The organism is Streptomyces telluris, from assembly GCF_024519335.1.
Taxonomy (GTDB): Bacteria; Actinomycetota; Actinomycetes; order Streptomycetales; family Streptomycetaceae; genus Streptomyces; species Streptomyces telluris.
This window is the reverse complement of sequence record NZ_JANIID010000001.1, coordinates 242083-262904: the sequence shown is the minus strand read 5'-3', so window position 1 is coordinate 262904 and position 20822 is coordinate 242083. Positions and strand designations below refer to the sequence as shown.

Here is a 20822-nt window from a genome sequence, read left to right as displayed (position 1 = left end):
AGTCAGGAGGACGGGGTCCGTGACCGGTTCGCCATGTCCTCCCAGAACTTCCGCAGTTCGCTCGCCGTCATGCCCTGCCACGGCGCCCGCTTGCGCCGCAGGTAGGACAGGGGATTGAGGTAGCTCCTCCAGCGGTAGCGGCGCAGGAGCGCCTGCTGCTGCCTGCAGAAGATCTCCCGCACTTCGGCCCGCGGCTGCGCGCCCATGGCCGGGTAGGGGCACAGTTCGAAGGGGCAGTCGCGCAGGCAGGTGCTGCCCGGCGGCGCGTCCCCGGCGGTGCCCACGGTCCGCAGCGGACGGAACGGGTGCCGGTCGTCGGTGAAGCACGGGGGCAGCACGGTGCGGTCGGCGCGTACCAGGCGCTCCTCCAGCTCGGCCGGCTGCTGGCCGTCCCGTTCGGTGAGGTTGCGCAGCAGGAAGACGTCGGCGAGGAGCTGCTGGGCGCGGGGGTGCAGGGTGCTCCATCCGGCCGACGGCGGGATCCAGAGGTTGTGCTTGCGGTAGGTGCCGGGAGCCGCGGCGGAGGAGCCGACCTTGCTCGCGGCCCCGATCTCGTCGATCCACAGGAACCGCTCCGGGTGTCCGCTCTCCAGGGCGAGCACCGCGAGGTTGCCGGCCTCGGCGACGAAGGGGTGCAGCCGGTCGCCCTTGCGGGTGCGGTCGCCCGGGTGCAGGGCGCGCGGGTCCTGGTTGCTGCCGGCCAGGGCCAGCCAGCGCTTGACCGCCTGGGTGGGCTCGGCCTTCCCCGCCGGGCGGGCCGTGCGGGAGCCGTCCTGCGGGGCGCTTCCCGTGCGGTCCGGGAGTTCCCACAGGCACAGGGCGTGGAGGAGGGTCATCTGCGCGTACCAGTAACGGGCGTGGGCCAGCATGTTCTCCGCCTGGGTGACGAGGAACGTCCGGGCCTCCTCGTTCGTCTGCGGATGCCGCTCCCGCCGGTTGGCGGCGCTCTTGAACCCCTGGGCTAGGGCGATCTCCAGGGAGAGCGTCAGGTCCGCCCCGTGCGCGCGGGTGTGCCGGGGCTCCAGGTGCGCGAGCCAGAGGCCGAGCCGCTCCTTCGCCTGCTCCCGGTGCTTGTCGGTCACCGAGCCGACCACCATGGGCACGAGCCAGGCCCTCATGACGAACCGTCGCCAGATCCGGAGCCGCTGTTCGCCGGCTCCCTTGAGCCGCTTCTCGTACTCCGCGTACTGCTGGTCGCCGGGCTGCAGCTTGAGGAGGATCTCGCGGGTCCGGTGCTCGGCCTGCAGCTGCTCGCGGAACGCCGTCTCGTACTGCACCCAGGGGTCGTCCCGCCCGGGCACCCCCGTCTTGGGCAGGGGGAACATGGTGCGCAGGGTCTCGAAGGCCTTGTCGCCGCCGGCGCCCATCTCCTGCGCGACGGCGAGCTGGAGCGGGTAGGAGGGTTCGACGGTGGCGATCTCGAAGAACCACTCGTAGGCCGGGGACGTGCCGTGAGCGGGGTCGTGCTCGTCGGCCTCCGCCGCGCCGATCGCCCGCAGGACCTCCCCGAACCGGTGCACGAGCCGTTCCTTCGCTTCGTCGAGCGTCCTGCGGTCGTCCCCGACGAAGGACTCCCACTGCCCGGCCAGCGTCCGGGCGATCCGCGTGTGCGCCGCGGCTCCTGCGATCCGGTCGATCTCGAGGGCGGTGGCGTACAGGTCGAGGGCCTTGGCGTCCTTGCGGGGCGTCGCCGCTTCGAGGAGGTGGCGGACCACGGCGTCCTGGCCCGCCGCGCCGGCAGACCGGGAGTTCAGGGTCAGCCCGATGAGGAGTTCCCGGCCGGGGCCCGGCTCCTTGAGCGCCGCGGGCAGGAGGCCGTGCTCCCTGACGCCGAGGTAACGGGAGCCGAGGTACGCCTGGAGGATGCTGTGCTGGAAGCGCACCTTCTCCCCGCGCGTCTCGACCAGACCGAGCCGCTCCCCCTGGGTGGCGCACAGCGACAGGAGCGCGCGCTGCCGGGATTCGTCGACCTCTTTGCAGCATTCCTCCCCGAGCTGCTGCAGGAGCCGCTTCCGGATATCCGGATTCCGCCCCAGGTCGGCGAGCCGGACCTCCAGCTGATCGTGCAGCAGCCCGATCCCGGCCAGCGCGGCGATCACCTCGATGATCACCCTGCGCTGCCCGGGGTCCAGCGCCACCTCTCCGTGGATCCGGCCGGCGGTCAGCGCGCTGCACCACGCGTCGAGCAGGCGCTTCTGCAGGGTCGCGCGGTCGCCCTTGCGGGTGTCCAGTTCCGCCCAGCGCTTCGCGCCGGTCAGATGCTCCAGGAGGTGGTGTTCGCGCAGCTCGTGAGCGATCTGCAGATACAGCGGGGACTCCGCCACGGCCGCCGTTTCGACGATCCAGTCCATGCGGTGGCTGTCCAGGTCCGGGTGGCCCTCCTCCAGGTACTGCAGCGCCGCCTCCTCGCTCAGCGGCTCCAGGTCGACGGTCGCGGCCCGGGTGTGCTCCAGCGGCGCGTGGGGGCGGGAGGCGATCACCAGCGGCAGCTTCTGCTCCTCCGCCCGCTCGATCGCCCGGCGGATGAGGACGTCCCGCTCCTTCTGGTCCTCACCGCCGGAGAACGTCTCCTCCAGGCCGTCGGCGAGGATGACGGCCTTGTCGTCCATGCAGAGCTGGCGCCACACGCGGTCGCTGTGCCGCGCGGAGAGCACATCGCGCTCCACCACCTCGCTGAAGCGCCTCATCGCCACCTCGCGGAAGTCGAGGCGCGCCCCGTTCAGGTCGGCGTCCCGCAGCCGGACCGGGACGGGGACGGCGCCCTTCTCGGCGAGTATCCGGGTGAGCTGGACGAGGACCGACGTCTTCCCGGCCCCCACACCGCCCACGAGCAGGTACGGCCGCCGGGTGCGCCGGTCGCGCAGCCCCCGGGCGAGGATCAGGCACATCTCCCGCCGCCCGACCACGTCCGCGACGACCGGGCCGGCCGTCGGCACGACGCTGCGCGGGTCCTTCCTGGCCGCCCGGGTCATGGGCCGGCGCACCGAGGCGTAGGTCAGGACGAGGAAGCAGAAGGTGGCGAGGCCGAGGCTCAGGAACGGGGCCAGGAATCCGTAGACCACCGCGCAGCCGTTGCCCCGGGCCCGGCACCACTTCTCCACCGGCGAGGAGTCACCGGCGACGAGGGCGAAGACGCCGAAGCCGACCCAGGCCAGGAGGAGGGGAACGGCCAGGTAGGAGAGCCGCTGCAGGAGCGAGCGCCGCATCCACCACCGCTGGGCCGGCGCCACCTTCCTGCGGGCGGCCGCCCTGACCCGCAGGGCGCGCTCGCAGCGGCCGAGGGTGCCGGTGACACCGGACACGGAGCGCCGGGGCCGGACCAGGAGCGGAGCCTTCCGGGGTACGACCTTGTCCTTGGGGTGCCTGATGACGTAGCCCATGGCGAACGAGCGCATTCCGTATCTCGGTCCATCATGGGCGCCGCACCGTCACCGCGGCGTGACCGCGGCGTTGGTGCCCGTCGACGCCGGACGCGGCCGGGCGGAGGCCGGCCACGAGGCCGAGCAGGTCCGGCGTCGGGCGCAGACCGAGTTCGCTCCGGAGGAGCGAACGGTACTGCCGGAACTCGCGGAGCGCCTCGGACTGGTTGCCCTCGGCGAGATGGGCCGCGATCAGGGCCGCGCGGGCGCTCTCCCGAAGGGGGTCGGCGCGCACGGCCGCACCCGCGGCGGACACCGCGTGGGCGAAGTGCCGCGTCCTGACGAACCGGCGCGCGAGTGCTTCGAGCGCGTGCAGCCGCAGCTGCCGCCACTCCTCCGCTTCGCGCAGCGCCCACTCGTCGCACCATCCGGGCAGCAGGTCCTGGGACAGGCCCTCGATCTCCCGGCTGCCGACGTCCCGGGTGCCGGGGTCCCCTGCGCCGGCGCGGGCGGATTCCGGCCCGTCCAGGACGGCCCGGGCGAGGGAGCGGAACCCGTGGAGGTCTACCGCGACGCCTTCGGCGAGTGCGAGCTCCGCGGGGCCGATGTCGAGGACCCGGCGGCACCCCGCGCCGCGGAGGCGGTTGAGGGCCGACCGCAGGGCGGCGTGGGCACGCGCCTCGGAGACGTCGGGCCAAAGGTTCTCCGCGACGGCGCTCCGGGCCACCCCGCCGGGGCGGAGGGCCACATAGGCCAGCAGGCGCTCGGATCCCGCGGGGATGCGTACGAGGACGTCGCCCGCGGCCAGGCGGAATCCGCAGAGCAGGGCGATGCGGAGGGTCGCGCCTTCGTCTCGTGAGGGCACCCTTCCATCGTGGGCGGGTGCCCGCCGGGTGTCGAATCGCGGGAATGTCACGGAAAGCGGCGAGAGAATCGCTTTCCGTAAATGCCGGAAGGTGGAGAAAAAGCCCCCGCCGACGAATCGAGGGGGCTTCTCTGTGCGCCGCCAGGGACTCGAACCCCGGACCCGCTGATTAAGAGTCAGCTGCTCTAACCAACTGAGCTAGCGGCGCGCGACATGAATATTACCCGACTTTCGAGGCCGCGCCGACCAGGCCGGCCGGTGGGAATCCGGCGCCCGCGGAAGCTCCCTGCATGGACAGCGCCGACGGGAGAGGAAATCATGGAGATGAGGGTCCGCCTGTCCTACGGGCCGTCGTACAGACAAGGGAGGTAGTCCCATGTCATCCACCCTCAATCCCCACTCGGAGACATCCCGGGCCGCCGCCGGCGGGCTGACGCTGTTCGCGGCGGTGATGATGCTGATCGCGGGCTTCGTCGACATCTTCCGGGGAATCATGGCCATCGTCCATGACAACGTCTTCATCAGTACGCCGGATTACGTCTTCAAGTTCAGTCTGGCGGGCTGGGGATGGATCCACCTGTTCCTCGGAATCGCGGCGCTGATGGTGGGCGTCGGCCTGTTCCGGGTGTCCCTGTGGGCCAGGATTCTCGGCGTGATCATCGCGGCACTGCTGCTGATCGTCAACTTCCTGTCCATCCCGTACTACCCGCTGTGGTCGATCGTCGTCATAGCGCTGTGCGCCTTCGTCATCTGGGCGCTGTGCGTCGTCCGGCAGGAGGACGTCTAGGGCGGCTGAGCGACGTGGGCGGCTGAGCACCGTTCCGGCCGTGCGGCCGGGGCCGCCCGGAAGCAGCACCTCCACCGAGGGCCCGTCGTCTTCGCAACTGAGTACGACAGCGGATGCGCCCGGACGGCGCTCCTGCCCAAGGTGGACCCCATGACGGATGCTCATGAGGGCCCTGCGGACGCCCGCGCGGAGAACCGGGCCCCGTACGTGACGGCCATGCTGGTGCTCACACTGCTGTTCCTCACGCCCGGCATCGGGCTCTGGGTGCTGGAACTGCGGTCCGCCGGGCACCACGGGACGGGCACCGCGTGCGCCCGGCTCGGCGCCGCGATCGTCGGGGCGCCCGCGGCGGGGGCGCTCCTCGGCGGTGCGCTGGCCGTCGCCCGCCGCAGACACGGCGGGCCGGCGGCGGCGACGGGCGCCTTCCTCGGGGCGATCGGCCTGTGCGCCTACGGCGTCCGCGTCTTCTCCGAGACCTTCCAGTTGCTGCCGTGATCCCGCGGAGGGGGTCCGGCCGGACGAGCCGGTCCGGACCGCTGTGCAGGCGTACGCGTCGACCGGCGTGCGTGTCGATCGGCGCCCGGCGTCGTTCACTCCGTGAAGGCATTTCGTGCATTTCCTGTGCATTCCTCTGTAATCGACTGGAAGGATCAGTAATGCGCTTCATCCGCCCCGCGCTCGTCGCTCTCGCCGGATGCGCTCTCGCCCTGGCCCTGCCCACGGGATCGGCGGTCGCCGCCAAGGGCTGGTTCTCCTGGGCCGGGCCCAAAGGCGCCCCGTTCTACATCCAGAACCCGCCGGACGGCCGGTGCCTGACGATGAGCGACGAGGCCCGCGGTGCGCACAACGGAACGGGGGTCCCGGTGGCCCTCTACACCGACAAGACCTGCAAGCGGCAGGCGCTTCGCCTCTCCCCCGGCAAGGACGCCCCGCGCAGCCTCCGCTTCGCCAGCGTGAAGTTCGGCGGCCGCTGACCGTCCTCCCAGCGACCGATGCCGGCCCCCACGGCGCTTCAGCTATGTTGAGCGCCGTGGGACGAGAACGAAGCACACCGGTGCCGTGGGGGCAGCAGGCGCGCGCTCAGGCGTCCGCGATCACACCGGGGAGGCCGGGCGGGCCGGGGCAGCGGCCGCGCGTCCCGGAACCGGCGCCCGCGGACAAGGTCCGCGCCCTGTTCGGCGGTCACCGGCTGTCTCCCGGACAGCGGCGCATCGCGCAGTACATCACCGACCACCTCACCGAGGCCGCGTTCCTGTCGATCACGGACCTCGCGGACCGCGTGGGCGTGAGCCAGCCCTCGGTGACCCGCTTCGCGGTCTCCGTGGGCTTCAGCGGGTATCCCGCGCTCCGCGAGGCGCTGCAGCCGATCGCCCTGAGCGCGGTCGCCGGCTCCCCCGGCGCACGGGAGGAGGACCGCCGCAACGAACTGCAGGCGGCGGTCGACGCCGAGATCGCGAACCTGGAGAGCCTGCGCCGCGCGTTCACGGACACCGACCAGGTGCTCGAGATCGGCCGCGAGCTGGCCAGGTCGGTCCCGCTGACGATCCTCGGCCTGCGGATCTCCGTCTCGCTGGCGGAGTACTTCGCGTACGCGGCGAAGCGGATCCACCCGGACGTGCGCCTCGTCTCGCGCGGGGGCAGCGTCGCCTACGACGCCCTGCTCCAGTCGCGCGAGGCGGGCGGCACGTGGGTGCTGGCGTTCGCCATGCCGCGGCACTCCAAGGAGATGCTGGCGGCGATGCGGGCCGCCCGCAGCACGGGCCTGCGCGTCGCGCTGATCACGGACGGGAGCCTGGGGCCCCTGGTGGAGGAGGCCGACGTGGCGCTCACCGCCGGCACCGGCTCGCGCCTGGTCTTCGACTCCTACGCGGCGCCGGGGGTGCTGTCCGCGGCGATCCTCCAGGCCATGGCCGACGCCGATCCGGAGCGCACGCAGATGCGGCTGGAGAAGTACGAGCAGGCCGCGGAGCAGCACGACTTCTTCCTCGACGACTGACGGCCCGCCCGGCGGCCGGAGTCCTCGACACCCGATAACGGACTTTCACACCGGAACCGGCCGCCGGCTCGAATGAAAATTTTCATACCCTTGCTTACCGGGCAGTAAATATATTTACTGCATGTGGCACCCGGGCTTGCAGCGCTCACGACGGTGAGCGCCCGGGACGTCAAGGTGGGCGAACACCAGGGACGAGACCCTCCTCATCGGCCCTGCGCGTTCCGTTTGGGTGGTCCGCTCCCCTCGGACACCCCCGGCGGCCCCGGTCTACCCCTGGGCCGGGGCCGTCGGCAACACCCGCGCACCCCCTCACGGGGCGTCGAAGAGCCGGTTGCCGTCGCTCATCAGCCCCGCCCTCTTCACACTCCGCAGCACCGGGAGCACCTCCAGCCGGTGCACGGCCGTCAGCGCGCCGATGCCCTCCGTCATGTACCGGTACAGGTCGCGCTGATCGCGGCAGAGCACCGAGGCGGCGAGGTTGGCCGCGCCCGTCACCGCCGCGGCGAACGGCACCTGCGGATGGCGGGCGAGCGCCGCGCCGACCGCCGCCAGCTCGCTCGGCGCGACCGTGGCGGAGATCCCGGCCTCGAGCGCGTACCCGAGGTGGACGGAGTGGACCTCGACGTCGAAGGAGAGCGCGCCGCTCCCCCGCAGGTACTCGATGCGCCGCCGGACCGTGGACTCCGACCGGCCGGCCGCCGCGGCGAGCTCCGGGTAGCCCGCCCGGCCGTCCCGGGCGAGCACGGCCAGCATCGCGTGGTCGGCGTCGTCGAGCCGGACGACGTCCTCACCGGCGCCCTCCCCGCCGGCCGGTGCGGGCTCCAGCGCCGCGATCTCCTCCCGGGTCAGCTCGTCCCGCCCGAAGCAGCGGTTCGCGCCGCCGGTGTACTCGTGCAGCATGGTCTGCGCCGTGACGCCGGTGACCTGCCGCGTGCGGGGCAGCTTGCGGAGCAGGAGCGCCTCGTGGTCCTCGCGGGTGCGCGAGCTGACGAGGCAGCCCACCTCGGTGCCGCCCGAGAAGATCTTGACCCACCCCGTGTCCGGACGGCGCGCCAGCGCCTCGGCGATGTCGACGGCCGCCCCCGGGACGCACTGGATGCGCAGCCGCGACTCGTACAGGCCGACGCGCTCGCCCTCGGGCAGGCCGAGCACCCGCAGCAGGCCCGCGCCGCGCAGCCTGCGGTAGCGGCGGATCACCGTCTGGTCCGTGACGCCGAGGACGGCGGCGATGCGGCTGAAGGCGGCCCGGCCGTCGATCATCAGCGCCTGCACCAGCCGCCGGTCGAGAGGATCGAACGCCTGCACGTCATCGGTCATGCTTTCCATCATCCCACGACCGCACCACATCGGATTCCGTCACCAAACCGGACCTGAGTTCTGAGAAACAGCCAGCAGGTGCGACCTTCGGTCCTCGTCGGACAACACCTTCCGGAGGTATGGAACATGCGTAAGTGGCTGCCGCTCGTGGCGGTGTGCCTGGGGACGTTCATGCTGCTCGTGGACGTGACCATCGTCGTCGTGGCGCTTCCCGACATGGCCGGGAGCCTGCGGACCTCGTTCGCGGACCTGCAGTGGGTGATGGACGTCTACGCGCTCGCGCTCGCGGCGCTGCTGCTGGGCGTCGGCTCCCTCGCCGACCGCGCCGGCCACCGGCAGGTGTACGTGGCGGGCCTCGCCCTGTTCGCCCTCGCCTCGCTGGCCTGCGGCCTGGCGACCGGCCCGCAGGCCCTGATCGCCTTCCGCGGCCTCCAGGGCATCGGCGGCGCCGCGATGCTCGCGACGACGACGGCACTGATCAGCAGCATCTACCACGGCCGGGACCGGGGAGTGGCGTTCGGCGCCTGGGGCGCGGTCAGCGGAGCCGCCTCGGCGGCCGGGCCGGTCATGGGCGGTCTGCTCACCGAGCACCTGGACTGGCGCTGGATCTTCTTCGTGAACCTGCCCATCAGCGTGCTGGCCATCGTCATGACGCTGCGGTTCGTCGCCGCGGCGCCGCCCCGCCGGGGCCGCGGGGTGGACGTGCCCGGGCTGGCCGCCTTCACCGCGGCGGCGGGCGGCGCGACGTACGCGCTGATCAAGGGCAGCGACCACGGCTGGACGTCGGCCGCAACCCTGGGCGTCTTCGGGCTCGCCGCGGCCGCCCTGGTCGCGTTCCTGCTGATCGAGACGCGCCGCGAGCAGCCGCTGCTGGACCTGAAGCTGTTCCGCCGCGCGTCCTTCTCCGGCCTGATGGCGGCCGCGGTCCTGCTGTCCGTCGCCGCGTTCTCCTACCTCGCCTACACCTCGCTGTGGCTGCAGTCCGTCCGCGGCATGGGGCCGGTCGCCGCGGGCCTGACCTGTCTGCCGATGAGTGCGGCCGCCTTCGTCGTCGCGTCGCTGGCCGGGCGCTTCCTGCACGACGTCTCGCCTCGCTGGACCATCGGCGGCGGGCTGCTGCTGATCGGTGCGGGCGCCTTCCTCCAGGCGACCGTGGACGCGGGCTCGACGTGGACCGCCCTCGTGCCGGGTCTCGCGGTGACCGGCGTCGGCGTCGGGATCGCCACGCCCATGCTGGCGTCCGCGGCGATGGCCTCTGTGGCGCCGGAGCGCGCCGGCATGGCGAGCGGCGCGGTCAACACCGCGCGCCAGCTGGGGAACGCCCTGGGCATCGCCGTCCTCGGCGTGGTCTTCCACGCCGGGCTGGCGGGCGCCCTCCGCGACCACGGGGCCGGGGCCGTCGCCGACCCGTCCGCGACCGCCGACGCCCTGGCGGGGGGCCAGGCGGGAGCGGTCGTCGCCCAGGCCGGCCCCGCGCAGCGGGAGCTGATCGGGCAGCTGGTGCACGAGGCCTTCGCGGCCGGCCTGCGGCAGACGTTCCTCGTCTCCGGGGTCCTGGGGGTCCTGGGCGGGCTGGTGGCGCTCGCCCTCGTCCGCCGGTCCGCGGCCCCGGCCCGGCCGCCGCAGCAGCAGGCGCAGGCGGCGCCTCCCGTCCCGGCGGCCCGCGGCTGATTCGGGCTCCTGCGGCGCAGGCGGCGGCCCGCTACGGTCGGGCCTTCGGTGCACACAACCGGCGTACGGAGCAGGTGACTTCGTACGCCGGTGCGGCGCCGCGCAACGGTCCGAACGACGAAGGGACGACCATGGTCAAGCCCGGCACAGCGGCAACGCTCGAAGCGCGGTACCAGAACTCGTTCGGCCGCGCGGCCGGATACCTGCCGCGCAACCGCAGCGCCGTGGACGCGTGGCTGACGCGGTTCGTCGCCAGGGCGCGGCAGCGGACGGCGGCCCACGTCCCCGTCGTCCAGGAGCTGGCGGACCTGCTCGAACAGGACAAGCCCCTCCGGGACCTGGTGAACCTGATGATCGAGCAGGCTCAGCAGCTCGACCCGGAGCACGAGCACAAGCACGTCAAGAGCATCGACGAGATGCTGAACTGTCTCGACGAGATCACGGTGACCGCGCCCGAATACCGCCTGGACCCGAACGAGCGCGTCTTCTTCCCCCTGTCCGCCCTGTTCTGCTACATGATGGCGACGGACGCGGGCTGGGAGGCCTTCCGCATCGCGCAGTTCAACGACGCGCTCCTGAACATCCTGACGGTCTGGTGCGGCTTCCTGGACAGCCCCGAGAGCCGGTACGTCCTCAACGAGGGCCCCGACGGCTGGCTCTGCCAGGCCGCCTCCGAGCAGAACAAGCTGTACGAGTTCGTCATCCCCGACCCCGGCGCGCTCTACGGCGGCTTCGACTCCTTCAACGCGTTCTTCCACCGGCACATCAAGCCGGAGTTCCGCCCCAACGGGGCCAAGGACGATCCCAAGGCCGTCGTCTCGCCCAACGACGGCTCGGTGGTGCGGTACCTGTCAGGCGTTCAGATGGACGCCGACATCTTCGACGTCAAGGGCCAGCCGTACTCCCTGCGCCGGATGCTCAACGGCTATGCGGACACCGAGCGGTTCATCGGCGGCGACGTCTTCCAGTCCTTCCTCTCCGGCGCGGACTACCACCGCTGGCACGCGCCCGTCGACGGGATCGTCAAGCACGTCGAGCGCGTCCCCGGCCTGATGTTCAGCGAGCTGAAGACGGACAAGGTCGACGAGAGCGCCGGCACGCTCTCCCAGGGCTACCAGGCGAACGTCAACACCCGCGGTCTGGTGGTCATCGAGAGCACCGTGCCCGGCATCGGCCAGGTCTGCGTCATCCCGGTCGGCATCACCGAGATCTCCTCGGTGACGTTCAGCGTCAGCGTGGGCGACAAGGTCACGCGGGGCGACGAGCTCGGCTGCTTCAGCTACGGCGGGTCGAGCATGTGCCTGGTCTTCGAGCCGGGCAAGGTCGACTTCACGGTGCCGAACAACACGATCGAGCACGCCGACGACGGCGCGCCGGTCTTCGTCAACGGGCGGATCGCCACCGCGAAGTGAGCCCCGGCGCCGCCCCTGCCGCGGAGGCGGAGGCGGCGCCCGGCCGGAGGCGCGGGTCAGGTGCCCTCCCCGGCGACGACCCCCTCCACGTACGCGGTCACGGGCGGGCCGAAGTGCGCGTACGTGCGTCCGACCTCGGCCAGCAGGACGGGCAGGGACCAGTCGCCGGGGAGCAGTTCGGGGGGCAGGCCGGGCGGGGTGCGCAGGGTGTCGACGAGGCTGCCGCCGAAGAGCTTCGCGTAGGCCGCGAGGGCGGGCCCGCCGGGCCCGGGCGGTACCGGGTGCTCCCGGACGGCGGCGCGCAGGCGGGCGGCGTGCTCGCGGTAGCGCCGGTCGAGCTCCCCCAGTTCCCAGGCGCGGTGGGCGACCCGGGCGGCGTCGGCGGTGGAGAGCTCGATGCGTCCGAAGTACACGGTCCCCTCCTCGGGGGGTCCGCCGAGTTCGGCCGTCAGGTGGTCACGGCGATCGACCGGCGAGATGAGGACCCCCGGCTGCATGAGGCCGTAGCGGGCGAGGGCGGCGGCGCGGCGCAGCCGGTCGCGGTAGGCCCGCCGGGACTCCGGCACGGTGTAGAAGACGGCGTGGAAGAAGCCGTCCCAGGGCGGGGGTTCGGGGCGGCCGTGGCGCACTTGCCGGAACGACTCCAGGAAGGTGCCGGCGAGGCGGTAGTCGGCGCCGCGGCCCCGGGGAGTGGCGGCGATCAGACCGTCCTTGCGCATCCGCGCGATGAGGGAACGCGCGCCGGCGGCGGTCAGCCCCACGTCAGTGAGGAGCTTCACCAGTGCGACGCCCGGGAGTTCCTCGCGGCCCGCCACGCCGTAGAGGAAGGGGACCAGGGCGACGTTCGCCCCGCGGGACACGCTCGCCCCGCCTTGCCGATCTTGATCTGTTACTCTCTCGCTCACGATCGTGAGCCTATGCGATACACAATGCCTAGTACACAGAGTCCGGGGGACGAGCGGGAAATGAAGAACGAGCGCGGCGGCAGGGGCAAGTCAGTGATGAACTGGGCACCGGCGATCCTGTTCGGGGTCGTCCTGCCGTTCGTCACGTACGGGGTGCTCACCGACCACGGGGTGAGCAAGGTGAAGGCGCTGCTGCTGATCTCGCTGTGGCCCGCGGCCGAGACGCTCCTGCACCTGGCACTGCGGCGCCGGGTGGACGAGTTCGGCGTGATGATGCTGGCGATGATGGTCCTCGGTGCGCTGAGCGCGCTCGCGTACAACTCCACCGAGCTGGTGTTCATCAAGGACTCGGCCATCACCGGCCTGCTGGGGCTGGTGTTCCTGGGCAGCCTGGCGCTGCGCCGGCCGCTGATGTTCTACCTGGGCCGCAAGTTCGGCACGGACGGCACGCCCGAGGACCTGGCGCGCTGGAACGGCCTGTGGCAGTACCCGGGCTTCCGCCGCGCCCAGTACCTGCTGACGTCGGTGTGGGGAACGGGCTTCCTGGTGGAGGCGGCGATCCGCGTGGCGCTCGCCTACACGCTGCCGACCGAGGCCATGGTGCTGGTGAACAACGTCTTCCCGCTCGTGGTGGTGGCGGCGCTCGTCGCGTGGACCGTGAGGGTGGGCAAGCAGGGCCGGGCCCGGCAGGCGGCCGCGCAGGCCGAAGCGGAGGCTCAGGCCGCGGCCCGGGCCGGGGCCGGTCTCGCGGCGGACGGCGCTCCCGCCGTGAAGAGCATGGCGTAATACGCGCGTTCCCCTTGTGCGGGGGTGCGGGAGGACGTGACCTCCTGCACCCCCGCAGGGCGTTTCCGGGCCCGTACGCGACGGGACCGGATCACCTGACTAGCATGCGCATGCCACACCCCCAAGTGCTTCTCCCCGCTCCTTCCCACCGACGAAAGCCCCGCATGCGCATCAAGCAGACCCTCGCCGCGGCCGCAGCGGCCCTCATCGCCCTCTCCGCGGTCACCGCGTGCGACGACAAGCCGGAACCCGGCCGGGGCGGCGCCACGATCCCCGCGGGACCGGCCACTCCCGCCCCGCAGGCGGGGCCGCCGTCGGCCGGTTCGACGGCCGACGCGCAGAAGTACCTCCGTCAGCACGTCTCCTGCGAGAACCTGGCGACGGGCGGCCCGGACGACGTGCGCCTGCGGTCGAGCACCGTCAAGAGCGTGGGCGGGTCCGTGGCCGGGCTGGGGGTCTGCAGCGACCTGCGCGAGAACGGCGCGATCGGCATCTTCCTGACGCCGGACATGAAGAAGTTCCAGGAGGCCTACCACCGGCAGGTCATGGACAGGATCGCGGCCGGCGAGGGGGCGTACGGCCTGTACAGCCGCGTCCTCGTCGGCAAGGACTTCGTGGCCGAGCCGACCTCGGCCACGACGGCCCGGGCGCTCGCGAAGTCCGGCATGCGCGTCCTGACGTGCAACCCGACGTTCGGCGTGCCGGAGGGCCGCAAGAAGGAGAAGGCCCTCGCCGGCTCCTGCGTGCTGAGCGACTTCGTGCACACGGCGGACGGCCCGGGCGACGGGAGCCCGGAGCCCGGGGCCTCGCAGGGCGGGCAGCAGAAGCCGCCGGCGAACCCCGCCCTGCCGAGCGCCGGCAGCCTCTCCGAGCTGAGGAAGCTGATCGCCTCCAGCGTCGACTGCAAGCGCTTCTCCACGGATCCGGAGACCGTCGCCATCCGGTCCATCGACTACGAGCCCTTCATCGACGGCGACGCGGCCGCCTGGGGAGTCGGCGAGCGCGGGCTGTGCGGGCAGCCCGGGGGCGCACAGCGCGCCCACGGGCTGGTCTGGCTCGACAAGGTCGACGACATGGCCGCCCTGCAGTCGCGCGCCAAGGCCGTCCAGCTCAAGGAGATCCAGGAGAACGGCGGCCGGCCGAAGGCGACGAAGAGCATGCTGCTCCTCGGTGGGAACGTCGCCATCGAGACCAACGATCCCTCCTCCCGGTTCGGGCTGTACCAGCAGCAGTTCTTCCGCCTCGAGTGCCGGCCTGGCTTCACCACCCCGCAGGGCTACCGCTCCGAGAAGGCGGTGGTGGACGGCTGCGTCCTGACCAACTACGAGCCCGGCGGGATCACGCCTTGAGGTAGGAGGCCACCTGGGACAGCAGCCCCTCGTCGGTCAGGAACCCCAGGTGCGTCACGCACGGGAGCAGGGTGTTGACCGCGCCGTCCAGAACGGTGCTCGTGAACGGGTTGATCACTCCGTCGCACGGCGAGTACCAGGTGCGGTAGTCGACGGCTCCGGGCGTCTCGTCGCCGGAGGCCAGCGTGCGGAGGAACGCCGAGCCGGGCGTCATCTCCACGCAGGAGGGGGAGAGGATGGTGCACAGCCCCGCGACGTACGTGCCGTGGTTGCTCCCCGCCAGCGACGCCATGTGCTTGATGTCCGCGGCGCCGCCCAGCTCCTTGGCGTACCAGAGGGAGACGAGGCCGCCCATGGAGTGGTTCACGATGTCGACCTTCTGCGCCCCGGTGTCCTTCTTCACCTTCGCGACGAAGCCGGCCAGCCCGCGGGCGCTCGCTTCGTTCGAGGAGAGGAAGTCGTAGGTGTACGAGAAGAGTTCGCTGTCCTTGTATCCCGCGTTGCGGAAGGCGGTGCGGGCCGGGTCCCAGATCACGGAGTCGCTGAGGTAGCCGTGGACGAAGACGACGGGGGTGCGCGCGGTGGCGGCCTCGGCGGTGCCGGTGGCGGCGGTCCCGGTCGTCAGGACGGCGGCCACGGCTGCCGTCAGGGCCAGGGCACGGCTGAACTTTCGCATACGGTCCTCCAGGGAGTGGACTGCCGAGCGGCTGCGGAGAGCATGCGTCCGCCTCCGGGGACGACGCATCGGCGAAATCACCTACCCAGCGGTTTTACTTGCGGGTAACTTGCTGGCAACGCACCCTCTTTCCAGCCGTCCTCCGAACGCCGAGGAGCAACCGTGCGCGACTCCCAGGCCGTACGTCCTCCTCGCTCCCGCCCCCGGCCGCCCGCCGGCCGGGCGGGCACCACGCGACGCCTGCACGTGCGGTGCTCGTCCGCCCTCGTACGAGCGGCCGGGCGCACGGAGGAGGACGGCGCGCGCGACCGGCTCCTCGTGGCGGCCGCGGACCACGCCCGACTGGCCGGGCGCTCGCGGCGCGCCACGGTCCTGCGCGCGCTCTCCCTCCGCCAGAAGGCCGCCTCCGCCGCCCGCGGGCAGCAGGAACTCGCCCGCGGCCTGCACTCCTTGCGCACCGGCGAAGTGATCAACGCGCGCGAAGCCCTGCGCCTGGCCGCCGCACTGTTCCGGCACGCGAACCGCACGGACGAGGAGCTCGCCGCCCTCCTGCACGCCGCGGAGGCGAGCTGGACCGCGGGCGACCGGACCGGGTACGCGGGGGCCGCCGAGCGCCTCGGCGGCCACGCCGCGGCGCCCCCGGTCGTGCGGGACTACTACCGGGGCATCGCCGCGGCCCTGCGCGGCGAGCACGCGCTGTCCGTCCCGCTGCTCCGCGCGGCCTCCGGCGGCGTGCCCGCGGCGGACGGCCGCACGCACACCCTCGTCCACGCCTGCCGCGCCGCGCTCATGCTGGGCGAGGTGTCGCACGCCCGGGACCTGGCCACCCGTGCCCTGGCCCGGGCCGCGGCGCCGCAGCGGGCGACGCCGGAACTCCTCGGCCTCCTCGCGCTGGTGGAACTCGTCGCCGACAACTACGCCCGCGCCGCGGCCCACGCCGGGCGGGGCCTGGAGGCCGCCCTCGCCGCCGGCCGGCCCAACGCCGCGGCGCAGCTGCGCGCCACGCTCGCCATGACCGCGGCGATCCGCGGGGACGCCGCCGCCTGCCGCGACCACGCCCGGTGGGCGCTCGGCACGGCGCAGGCCCACGGCCTGGTGGTCCCCGCGCTGCTCGCGACGTGGAGCCTGGGCCGGCTGGACCTCGCGCACCAGCAGCCGCGGGAGGCGGTCGAGCGGCTGCGCCCCCTCGTCCTGGGCGAGTCGGGGGTGCACCACTTCGCCTGGCGCCTGCAGGTCATCCCCTCCTTCGTGGAGGCCGTCGCCCTGGCCGTCGCCGAACTCCCCGCCCCGGCCCGCAAGCGCGCCTGCCGCCAGGCCCGGCTGATCCTGCGGACCCTGGAGGACTGGGCGGCGGTCAACGGCGACCAGCGCGCCCGGGCCGCGGCCCTGCACTGCCGGGCCGTGCTGTCGGCCACCGCGGCGCCGGCCACCGCGGACCCGTGCTTCGACCGGGCGCTGGCGCTGGTGGAGCGGGTGGGCTCGGAGTTCTCCCAGGCCCGCACGAAGCTGGCGTTCGGCATGGCGCTGCGGCGCCTGCGCCGGCCGGCCGACGCCCGCGGGCACCTGCGCGGCGCCATGCTGCTGTTCGAGGCGTGCGGCGCCGGCGTGTGGGCGGAGCGGGCGCGCGAGGAGATGCGGGCGGCCGGCCAGGCCGAGCCGGGCGGCGGCCCCCGCCCCCGCTGCCCGGCCGGACTCACCCCGCAGCAGCTGCGGGTGGCGCGGCACGTGGCCGAAGGCCGCACCAACCGCGAGGTGGCCGCCCTCCTCGCGCTGAGCCACCGGACCGTCGACCACCACCTGCGCAACGTCTTCGCGGCGCTCGGGGTGCGCTCCCGGGTGGAACTGGTGCACGCGCTGGCCTCGTTCGGCGGCGGCCCGCCGTCCGCCGTGCGGCACGCGGCGCCGTGACCCCCGGGTCGTGCCCGCTCAGCGCGCCGGCAGGTGGCGGGCGAAGAACGAGAGGACGTGGTGGCGAACGGCAGGCACCGACCGCGCCGGGTCGGCCGGGCCGGTCAGCGAGGCCCGGGCGGCGGCCGTCATCAGCCCGGCGGCCTGCAACTGCGGCGCCAGCGCGGCGTAGTCGGTGAACACGCCGTGCGCGGCGCCGTCGAGCCGCCTGCGGTGGGCGCGCCCGGCCGAGCGGGCGAGCACCGCCCGCCAGGAAGGCTCCAGCTCCTTCCTGCCGGGGAAGCCGTCCGTGCCCAGCAGGAGCAGCGGCCGGTCCGACCCGTGCCGGGCGACCGGGTACAACTCGCCCGGCCGGCCGGGCGCCTCCGGCGCCCGGTCCAGGTAGCCCTCCAGGTTGACCGCGGCGCCGACGCGCCGGTCCTCGTACATCGTCCCCGCGGCCGTGGTGCCGCCTGCCGAGTGCCCGTAGACGCCGACCCGCCGCAGGTCCAGGGCGCGTCCGAGGTCTTCCGGCAGGGGGCGCCCGGCCGCGTCCGGGTTCCGTCCGGCCGCCAGGTCTGCCAGCCGGTCCAGGACGAAGCGGGCGTCCGCGATACGGGTGTCGATCATGGCGCGGAAGAGGTCCGGGTGCTTCCTGGGGTCGTCGCGCAGGACCGTCGGGCGCACCTTCTCCCGGCCGGCCATGGTGCACGGGAACTCCACCTCACCGGCGTCGCCGGGATGGTCGAGGGTCACCACCACGTAGCCGTGGCTCGCCAGTTCCCCGGCGAGCGTGGTGCCCATGGTGCGCGGATCGCCGCCGCCGGGGCTGTACAGCAGCACCGGCCGCCGACGCGAGGCCTGAGCGGGGGCGCCCGTGTGCGAGTGGGTCGTGGTGGCCGACCAGTCCGCACCGGCCTCCGGCAGCTCCGGGTGGATTCTGCGCCCGTACAGCCCGAAGGACTCGGCGGCACCCGCGCTCATCTGCCGGGCGGCCGGGAAGCCGTGGACGGTGCGGGCCGGGTAGAAGACGGTGGCCATCACCTCCCGGACGGGGATCCCCGGCTCCCACGGGTCGGGCCGCGACCGGTCGACGAGGTACAGCGTGGTGACGCCGGTGCGGTACGGGCCCGTGGGCGCCGGCAGCCGCAGGGTGATGCCGGCCGCGGCGTCCCGCTCCCGCGCGACGGCCCGGCCGGTGCCGCCGATCCCGCCGGGGCCTCCCGGGAGCAGCAGTGCGGCGGCGGCCAGGACGGCGGACCTGGTGACGGCCCGCCGGCTCACCCCGGCGTGTTCACGAACTCCGTGACGGTGCATGGTTCTCCCCTGGTGCCCACTGTGACGCCGGCCCTTGCGGTGTCCGGCGGCCCCCTGCGTGAATGGCGGGGGCACGCCTGCATGCTGGCGCCCGGCGGGGAGCGCGGTCGATCGTTGAGGCCCTGCCCGAAACGATGGCGCCGCGGCGCCGGGGAGCGTAGTGATCCGGATCCATTTCACGGCCGCCGACTTCGCGCGGGTCCGGTTCGCGCCCCGCCCGGCCCCGCTGCAGGAGCTCAACGCGGCGTTCATGACGGCCTTCCGCCGCGACGACCAGCTGCTCTTCGGCCGCTGGAGGCAGCGGCTGCTGCGTTCCCTGCCGGATTCGGCCGGGCCGCTGGGGGACCTCGTCCCCGCGGGAGCGGCGCCGGGCTTCCTCGACGTGTTCAGCGACTCGCTCGAGGACGCGCTCGACAGCGTGCTCGCCGCGCGCCCGGAACTGGTCCGCTCCGAGATCGAGCGCGTGTACGCCGGGCACGCCTCCCCCGCACCGCCGTGGATCCGCGCGCTGCACCGCGGGGACGCCGGTGCCCGGCAGCTGATCCGCCGCGCCCAGCACACGGCCTTCGAGACGGTCCTGCGCCCCGTGTGGCCCCTCGTCCAGGACCTGCACCGGGCCGAGTTCACCCGCCACGCCCTGACCGTGGCCGAGCACGGGACCGGCGCCGCGCTCACCGGCCTCCTCCCCGGCACCCGGCTGCGCGGGGACGTCTGGGAGATCGAGGCGCCCGGCGAACGGGAGGTGCGGCTGCGGGGGCGCGGCCTGCTGCTCCTGCCCACGTTCCACTGGAACGGCCGCCCCATGCTCGCCGACCTGCCCGGCGGCCCCCTGGGCCTGACCTACCCGGCCGGTCCCGGGCTGCCCCTCGCACCGGACGGGGCAGGGACGGCGGGCGGTACGGGACGCGCGGACGACGCCCTGGCCGGGGTGCTCGGGCGGACCCGCACCGACATCCTGATCGCGCTCGCCCGGGAGCACACCACGAGCGGCCTCGCCCGGCGCGTGGGCGTCAGCAACGCCACCGCTTCCGCCCACGCCGCCGCGCTGCGCGACGCGGGACTGATCACGACGGTCCGGGACGGGCGGGCGGTGCTGCACCGGCGCACGGCGCTCGGGACCCTGCTGGCGGGCCGGTTCTCCGCCTGAGCCGGGCCCGCGGCCGGGTCCGTCCTGCGGCTGGGGGCGCTGCGCGTCCTGCGCCCGGGGAGAACGCCCGCCCTACGGCTGGGGTGAACGCGCGTCGTAGCGCGCGAAGTTGCGCCACTGGGCCGCGATGAACACGATCGCCGCCACGCAGGCGAGGCCGCCGCCCACGACGGCCCAGGAGGGTGAGGCGAGGTCCGCGGCGGAGCCCGCGAGGAAGTCGCCCAGCCGGGGCCCGCCCGCGACCACGACGATGAAGACGCCCTGGAGGCGGCCGCGCATGTCGTCCGGGGTGGCGGCCTGGAGCATGGTGGTGCGGAAGACCGCCGATATGCTGTCGGCGCATCCGGCCAGGGCGAGGAAGAGCAGGCCGAGCCAGAGGTTGCGGGTCAGGCCGAAGACGGTGACGGCCGTTCCCCAGCCGGCGACCGAGAGCAGCACGGCGAGTCCGTGCCGGTGTATCCGGCCGAGCCAGCCCGAGAACAGCCCGCCCAGCACCGCCCCCACGGCGGGCGCGGCGACGAGCAAGCCGACCGTCTTCGTGTCGCCGCCGTACCAGAGTCCCGCTACGGCCGGGAAGAGCGCACGGGGCTGGGCCAGCACCATGGCGGCCAGGTCGGCGAGGAAGGTGATGCGCAGGTTGGGCCGGGTGACGAGGAAGCGCAGGCCGCCCCGTACGGAGGCGCGCCCCTGCGGCCGCCGCTCCGCGGACGCCCCGGCCGCGCCGGCCGGCCCCGTGACCGCCGCGGGCTCGGGGCGCATCGAGGGCAGGCGCCACATCGCGTACAAGGAGGCGGAGAACGCGGCCACGTCGATCAGGTAGGCGGCCTGGAAGCCCCAGAGTCCGACGACGGCGCCGCCGAGCATGGGGCCGCCCATGAGACCGAGGTTGGCCGTCAGGGAGGACAGGGCGTTGGCGGCGGGGAGCTGTTCGCGGGGCAGGAGCTTGGGGATCATCGAGCTGCGGGCCGGGGTGCTCATCGCGAAGCAGACCGACTGCAGGGCGACGACCGCGTACAGGAGCCACACCTGCTGGAGCCCGGCCAGCGCGGCGGCCGCCAGGACGACGGACAGCAGCGCCGCGCCGGACGCGCTGACCAGGCCGAGGGCCCGCCGGTCGACGGTGTCGGCGACGGCTCCGCCGTACAGGCCCGCGGCGATCAGCGGGACCAGGGAGAACAGGCCGACCAGGCCCACCGAGAACGTGGAGCCGGTGATGGCGTAGACCTGCAGGGAGACGGCGAGCGCGGTCATCTGCTGGCCCATCCAGGACACGGTGTTCCCGCACCACAGCCGGCGGAAGTCCGCGGAGCGGCGCAGGGGTGTGAGGTCGGCTAAGTAGCGCACGGGG

The 20822-nt window shown here is 73.5% G+C and carries 17 protein-coding genes and 1 tRNA gene; 10 read left to right on the top strand and 8 right to left on the bottom strand.

Features of this window, described 5'->3' with window-relative positions; all coding sequences use genetic code 11:
* Positions 1–2: 2 nt before the first annotated feature.
* The 3 genes from NQU55_RS01140 to NQU55_RS01130 form a co-directional block, all read right to left on the bottom strand.
* Positions 3–3395 carry an NACHT domain-containing protein gene (locus NQU55_RS01140; RefSeq protein WP_256789430.1) on the bottom strand — a complete coding sequence of 1131 codons (3393 nt, stop codon included), beginning with the start codon at positions 3393–3395 and terminating at the stop codon, positions 3–5.
* 16 nt (positions 3396–3411) lie between these two features.
* Positions 3412–4224: an AfsR/SARP family transcriptional regulator gene (locus tag NQU55_RS01135; protein WP_256789428.1), complete on the bottom strand. Its 813-nt coding sequence runs from the start codon at positions 4222–4224 to the stop codon at positions 3412–3414.
* Positions 4225–4358: 134 nt separating this feature from the next.
* Positions 4359–4432, bottom strand: a tRNA-Lys gene (locus tag NQU55_RS01130).
* Positions 4433–4600: 168 nt separating this feature from the next.
* Here NQU55_RS01130 and NQU55_RS01125 point away from each other — a divergent pair.
* The 4 genes from NQU55_RS01125 to NQU55_RS01110 all read left to right on the top strand — a co-directional run bounded on the left by NQU55_RS01125 (position 4601) and on the right by NQU55_RS01110 (position 7007).
* Positions 4601–5011 carry a DUF7144 family membrane protein gene (locus NQU55_RS01125; protein WP_168093946.1) on the top strand — a complete coding sequence of 137 codons (411 nt, stop codon included), beginning with the start codon at positions 4601–4603 and terminating at the stop codon, positions 5009–5011.
* A gap of 150 nt (positions 5012–5161) precedes the next feature.
* A complete protein-coding gene (locus NQU55_RS01120; protein ID WP_168093945.1) occupies positions 5162–5506 on the top strand; it encodes a hypothetical protein in 345 nt (114 codons plus the stop codon).
* Between the two features lie 161 nt (positions 5507–5667).
* Positions 5668–5985: a hypothetical protein gene (locus NQU55_RS01115; RefSeq protein ID WP_168093944.1), complete on the top strand. Its 318-nt coding sequence runs from the start codon at positions 5668–5670 to the stop codon at positions 5983–5985.
* Positions 5986–6065: 80 nt separating this feature from the next.
* On the top strand, positions 6066–7007 hold the full coding sequence (locus NQU55_RS01110) for a MurR/RpiR family transcriptional regulator (RefSeq protein ID WP_168093948.1): 942 nt from the start codon (positions 6066–6068) through the stop codon (positions 7005–7007).
* A 309-nt stretch (positions 7008–7316) separates the two neighbouring features.
* Here NQU55_RS01110 and NQU55_RS01105 read toward each other — a convergent pair whose 3' ends face one another.
* Entirely contained in the window at positions 7317–8324 is a 1008-nt protein-coding gene (locus NQU55_RS01105) for an Lrp/AsnC family transcriptional regulator (protein ID WP_168093943.1), read from the bottom strand.
* Positions 8325–8450: 126 nt separating this feature from the next.
* Between NQU55_RS01105 and NQU55_RS01100 the strand changes: the two genes are divergently transcribed.
* Positions 8451–9995: an MFS transporter gene (locus tag NQU55_RS01100; RefSeq protein WP_168093942.1), complete on the top strand. Its 1545-nt coding sequence runs from the start codon at positions 8451–8453 to the stop codon at positions 9993–9995.
* A gap of 74 nt (positions 9996–10069) precedes the next feature.
* Positions 10070–11407, top strand: coding sequence for a phosphatidylserine decarboxylase family protein (locus NQU55_RS01095; protein ID WP_206329562.1), 1338 nt, complete (start codon positions 10070–10072; stop codon positions 11405–11407).
* Between the two features lie 56 nt (positions 11408–11463).
* Here the strand turns inward: NQU55_RS01095 and NQU55_RS01090 are convergent, their stop codons facing one another.
* Positions 11464–12267: a hypothetical protein gene (locus tag NQU55_RS01090; protein WP_168093941.1), complete on the bottom strand. Its 804-nt coding sequence runs from the start codon at positions 12265–12267 to the stop codon at positions 11464–11466.
* A 141-nt stretch (positions 12268–12408) separates the two neighbouring features.
* On the opposite strand from NQU55_RS01090, the gene NQU55_RS36340 reads away from it, so the two are divergent.
* Together NQU55_RS36340 and NQU55_RS01080 are read left to right on the top strand one after the other, a co-directional pair.
* The gene (locus tag NQU55_RS36340) at positions 12409–13098 is read left to right on the top strand and encodes a VC0807 family protein (RefSeq protein WP_284702434.1); all 690 of its coding nucleotides are present in this window, start codon (positions 12409–12411) and stop codon (positions 13096–13098) included.
* A 164-nt stretch (positions 13099–13262) separates the two neighbouring features.
* Positions 13263–14447 carry a hypothetical protein gene (locus NQU55_RS01080; protein ID WP_168093939.1) on the top strand — a complete coding sequence of 395 codons (1185 nt, stop codon included), beginning with the start codon at positions 13263–13265 and terminating at the stop codon, positions 14445–14447.
* Here the strand turns inward: NQU55_RS01080 and NQU55_RS01075 are convergent.
* Positions 14437–15123 carry an esterase/lipase family protein gene (locus NQU55_RS01075; protein ID WP_168093938.1) on the bottom strand — a complete coding sequence of 229 codons (687 nt, stop codon included), beginning with the start codon at positions 15121–15123 and terminating at the stop codon, positions 14437–14439. The genes NQU55_RS01080 and NQU55_RS01075 overlap by 11 nt on opposite strands.
* A 162-nt stretch (positions 15124–15285) precedes the next feature.
* On the opposite strand from NQU55_RS01075, the gene NQU55_RS36715 reads away from it, so the two are divergent.
* Entirely contained in the window at positions 15286–17031 is a 1746-nt protein-coding gene (locus NQU55_RS36715) for a LuxR C-terminal-related transcriptional regulator (RefSeq protein WP_256789424.1), read from the top strand.
* Positions 17032–17049: 18 nt separating this feature from the next.
* On the opposite strand, the gene NQU55_RS01065 is transcribed toward NQU55_RS36715, so the two are convergent.
* Complete coding sequence (locus NQU55_RS01065) at positions 17050–18327, bottom strand: alpha/beta hydrolase family protein (RefSeq protein ID WP_168092186.1); 1278 nt, start codon at positions 18325–18327, stop codon at positions 17050–17052.
* Between the two features lie 160 nt (positions 18328–18487).
* Here NQU55_RS01065 and NQU55_RS01060 point away from each other — a divergent pair, with 160 nt between their 5' ends.
* Positions 18488–19474, top strand: a complete 987-nt coding sequence (locus NQU55_RS01060; protein WP_168092187.1) for a winged helix-turn-helix domain-containing protein — start codon at positions 18488–18490, stop codon at positions 19472–19474.
* Between the two features lie 72 nt (positions 19475–19546).
* On the opposite strand, the gene NQU55_RS01055 is transcribed toward NQU55_RS01060, so the two are convergent.
* Positions 19547–20818 carry an MFS transporter gene (locus NQU55_RS01055; protein ID WP_168092188.1) on the bottom strand — a complete coding sequence of 424 codons (1272 nt, stop codon included), beginning with the start codon at positions 20816–20818 and terminating at the stop codon, positions 19547–19549.
* Between the last annotated feature and the right edge of the window lie 4 nt (positions 20819–20822).